General features: G+C 69.2%; 2 protein-coding genes. Both read left to right on the top strand.

What is annotated here, in order from left to right; genetic code table 11:
• Window positions 1–928 (top strand): FecR family protein (locus ACIQ6O_RS14205; RefSeq protein ID WP_396208438.1); only part of this gene is annotated, 928 nt, incomplete at its 5' end.
• 37 nt (window positions 929–965) lie between these two features.
• Complete coding sequence (locus tag ACIQ6O_RS14200; protein WP_396208437.1) at window positions 966–3,704, top strand: TonB-dependent receptor plug domain-containing protein; 2,739 nt, start codon at window positions 966–968, stop codon at window positions 3,702–3,704.
• Window positions 3,705–3,768: the final 64 nt, after the last annotated feature.

The following is a 3,768-nucleotide window of genomic DNA, read 5'->3' as shown; positions in this document are numbered from 1 at the left end:
CCGGTCGCTGCATGTGGAGCAGCGGGCCGACGTGGTCGTGGATACCGAGCGGGCATTGGCGAATGTGCGGGCACGCATGGCCACTGAGATGGGTAGCTCTGCCAGCGGGCCGCGCCTCACGGTGGCACGCGGCGGTGCGACGCGCACCGGTGGGGCGAGCCGGCCGGCAGCGCGCGCCTGGCGGACGTGGGGGTTCGCCGCCGCCGCCGGGTTGGCGGCCATCGCGGGGATTGCCCAGTTCCGCGGGACCGGCGAGACGGCCACGGAACGGGAGTACCGGACCGCCGTGGGACAGCGCGACAGCGTGCAGCTCCCCGACGGCAGCACGGTGTTGCTGGCGCCGGGCAGTCGCCTCACGCTCGCGGCCAACTATGGTGAGGCGACGCGTGAGGTCACGCTCGACGGCGCCGCGTATTTCGATGTGAAGCACGACGAGGCGCACCCGTTCACCGTGCACACGAGTAGCGCGGATATTCGCGACATCGGCACGGCGTTTTCGGTGAAGACCGCGAGCGATGGCGAGGTGGCGGTGGATGTCACGCACGGTATCGTGGCGCTTAGCGCCCGCCGTACGGCCGCCGCGCCGGTGGAACTGCGCGCCGGCGATCGTGGCGTGCTGGCCCGCGAAGCGGTCACGGTGCGCCGGGGCACGGTGACGGCAGAGGACGTGGCGTGGACGCGTGGACAGCTGTCCTATCGCGATGCGTCGCTGTCAGAGGTGCGGGCTGACCTGCTGCGCTGGTATGGGTTGGCTCTCGCGGTGCCCGACAGCACGCTCGCGGCGCGTACACTCACGGCGTCGTTCCGTGGCGATTCTGCGGCGCAGGTGGTGCGCGTGATCTCGCTGGCGCTGGGTGCCGATGCGATTCAGCAGGGTGACACGGTGACGCTACGGCCGCAGGGGACTGGCGCCACGGCCCCGCGCTGAACCTGAGCGTGTCCATGGGAACGCGACGTTACGGCGCATGCGCATGACATTGAAGGCACGATGGCCTCGCCCTCTCGTGGTGGCCGGTGCCGTGGTCATCCTTGCCGGGACGAACGCGTCGCCGGCTTTTGCGCATACGTCCGTTGGCGATCACGCGTGGCGCGCGGACGGTGACCCCGCCTGTACGTCCGTGTTGTCGTCGGCCGATCGGGCCGCCCTCTGGGCCGCTCCACTCGACCGGCTCGTCACGCTCAAGGTGAATGCGCTCACCGTGCGCGAGGCCGTCGATCGGCTCGCGTCGGTGGCTCATCTCGACCTGTCGTACAGCGCTGATCTCCTGCCGGCTGATCGCACCGTGTGTCTCATCGTCGAGCGCGTCCCCGTGGGGGCGGTGCTCGAGCATCTGCTCGGTGGCTCCACGCTGCGCCCCATCGTACTCGGCAGCACCCAGGTGGTGCTCGCCCCCTCGCGGGTCGCGGCGCGTACCGAGAGTGTGGCGATGAGCCGCCGCGCGAGTGTGCTCGACCGCGTGGTGGTGACCGGTTCGCCCGACGGGGCGGCACAACGCGGCTCGCCCTTCGCGCTCGAAGTGCTCGATGGTGCGCAGCTCGCGCAGCACGGCGTGAGCACGCTGGGTGAAGCCATGGAACTCGCCGTGCCCGGCGTGTGGACCTGGACAAACAGTGCCGGCGCCGTCACGGCGCGATACGGCAGCATTCGCGGGGCGAGTTCGTTCGGGGTCAGTGCGCCCAAGATCTATCTCGATGGTATCGAGGTGGCGAATCCACTGCTGGTGACGCAGATCGATCCGGCGCGCATTGCGCGCGTGGAGGTGATTCGTGGGCCGCAGGGCGCGGCGCTCTATGGAGCCGATGCGATCAGTGGGGTGGTGAACATTCTCACGCGTCACGACGGGACCGAGACGGGGCGTACGCAGTTTCAGCTGAACACGCTCGGTGGTGTGTCGAGCACGGCGTATGCCTCGCGCGATCCGTTCGTGCAGGAACACGCGCTGTCGGTGCGGCGGGGCTCAGCGGCGCGCAACGTCGGGGCGGGGCTGAATGTGGGCACCGTGGGCGCCTACGTGCCCGGTGCCTCCGAGCGACGACTGCTGTTCGACGCCGACGGGCGCTTCTCCCGGCAGCGCAGCATCTACACCGGCTTCACCCGTTTCTCGTTGCAGCACGCCAACGCTGGCAGTTCGCTGATGCTCGGCAACGGGTTCGGCGCGATTCAATCGTCGCTGGCCGGCGGTCCCGCACTTGCGGCTTCGACGGTGCGGCAGTCAATCAGCGACGGCAGCGCGCGTCAGAGTGGGCCAGCCGACTCGATGATGCGCGCCATCGTCGCCGATAGTGCGCCCGGTCAGGACATGGCGCAGTACACCGTGGGCGGCAGCATCAGCATGATGCCCTCGTTGCAGTGGACGCATACGGTGATTGCCGGGGTGGATGGCTATCGTCTGCGCGGACTCTCGCCGTACTCGCTGGCTGGTCCGCTGTCGCTGTCGTCCGCGGCACTGGCCGGGAACGCGGAGGGCGCGGCCGATCGCGCGTCGATTCGTCTGCGTACGGTGGGGCGGTTCGATGTGGCCCCCGCCACGTTGCTCACGCTCACACTCGGGGCGGAGCAGGCCCTGACGAATGAAGTCGTCACAAGTGCCGGCAGCATCTCGGGACCGACCGCGGGCGGCCGGCTCGGAGGTGGTACCAACAGCGGTACCAACAGTGGGAGAACGGTTGGTGGCGAGGGTATGACGACCGGCAGCGCGTGGGCTGCGCGTGCACCGACGTCGGACCTTACGCGTGCGACCTACGACAACACCGGGCTGTCGGCGCAAGCGCAGATGGCGTGGCACGACCGGTGGTTCGCGTCCGCGGGGCTTCGCGCCGAACGCATCGACGGCGCCACTCCCAATGCACAGCACTCGCTGCTCCCGATGCTCGGCGCCGCGCACGTGCGCGACATCGGTGATGTGGTGCTCAAGCTCCGCGGCGCCTTCGGTACCGGCATTCGCCCGGCGCGTTCGCTGGTGCGCACGTCGTCATGGATGGGACAAGGGCAGTTCCTCGCCCTGTCAGCGCTCGACCCCGAGCGGCAGAGCGGCACCGAATTCGGAGCCGACGTGATCGTCGGACGGAGCGCCCTACACGTGACACGCTTCGATCAACGTGCCACCGGACTCATTCAACCGGTGGCGTCGGTAGTGACCACGGTGAGTGGCGGGGGGCGGGCCGCGCGGGCCATGGCCTTCACGCTGCAGAACGTCGGCGCCATCACCAACCGTGGATGGGAGTTCGAAGCGACGACGCGCGTGCGCTCGCTGAGCGTGGCGGCCACCATGGCCCTGGTCGATAGCCGTGTGGCGCGCGTGGCCAATGCGTATCGCGGCGAACTCCGGGTGGGTGATCGCATGCTCGATGTGCCCGCGAACACGGTGAGTCTCTCCGCGGCGTGGGCACGTGGACGCTGGACACTCACCAGCACGGCGATTCGCGCGGCTGACTGGGTCGGCTACGATCGTGGCGCCGTGGGGTCGGCGCTGTCGACCGGCGACCAGTCCGTGCGGGCGCTCGAGGGGACCAACCTGCGCACGTTCTGGCTCCGCTATCCCGGGGTGACCCGCTGGCGTGCCGGCGCGCAGTATCGCTGGCGCGAAGCGTTTTCACTGGTGGCGGGCGGGGAGAATCTGCTGAACGTGCAGACGGGCGTGCCGGACAACGCCACGGTGATTGCGGGAAGGACGCTGACGTTCGGGGTGAGGACGGTGTTTTAGGGCGGGGGACCTGCGTACAACAGCAGACGGCAGACGGCAGGAACTAGAGCACGCAGTTTCGGAG

The sequence above is a fragment of the Gemmatimonas sp. genome (assembly GCF_044345575.1).
Classification (GTDB): Bacteria; Gemmatimonadota; Gemmatimonadetes; order Gemmatimonadales; family Gemmatimonadaceae; genus Gemmatimonas.
This window is presented reverse-complemented; position numbering and strand designations above follow the sequence as displayed.

Coding starts and splice junctions, on each gene's coding strand:
- ACIQ6O_RS14200 (WP_396208437.1), top strand. CDS start 966: ATGCGCATGACATTGAAGGCACGATGGCCTCGCCCTCTCGTGGTGGCC.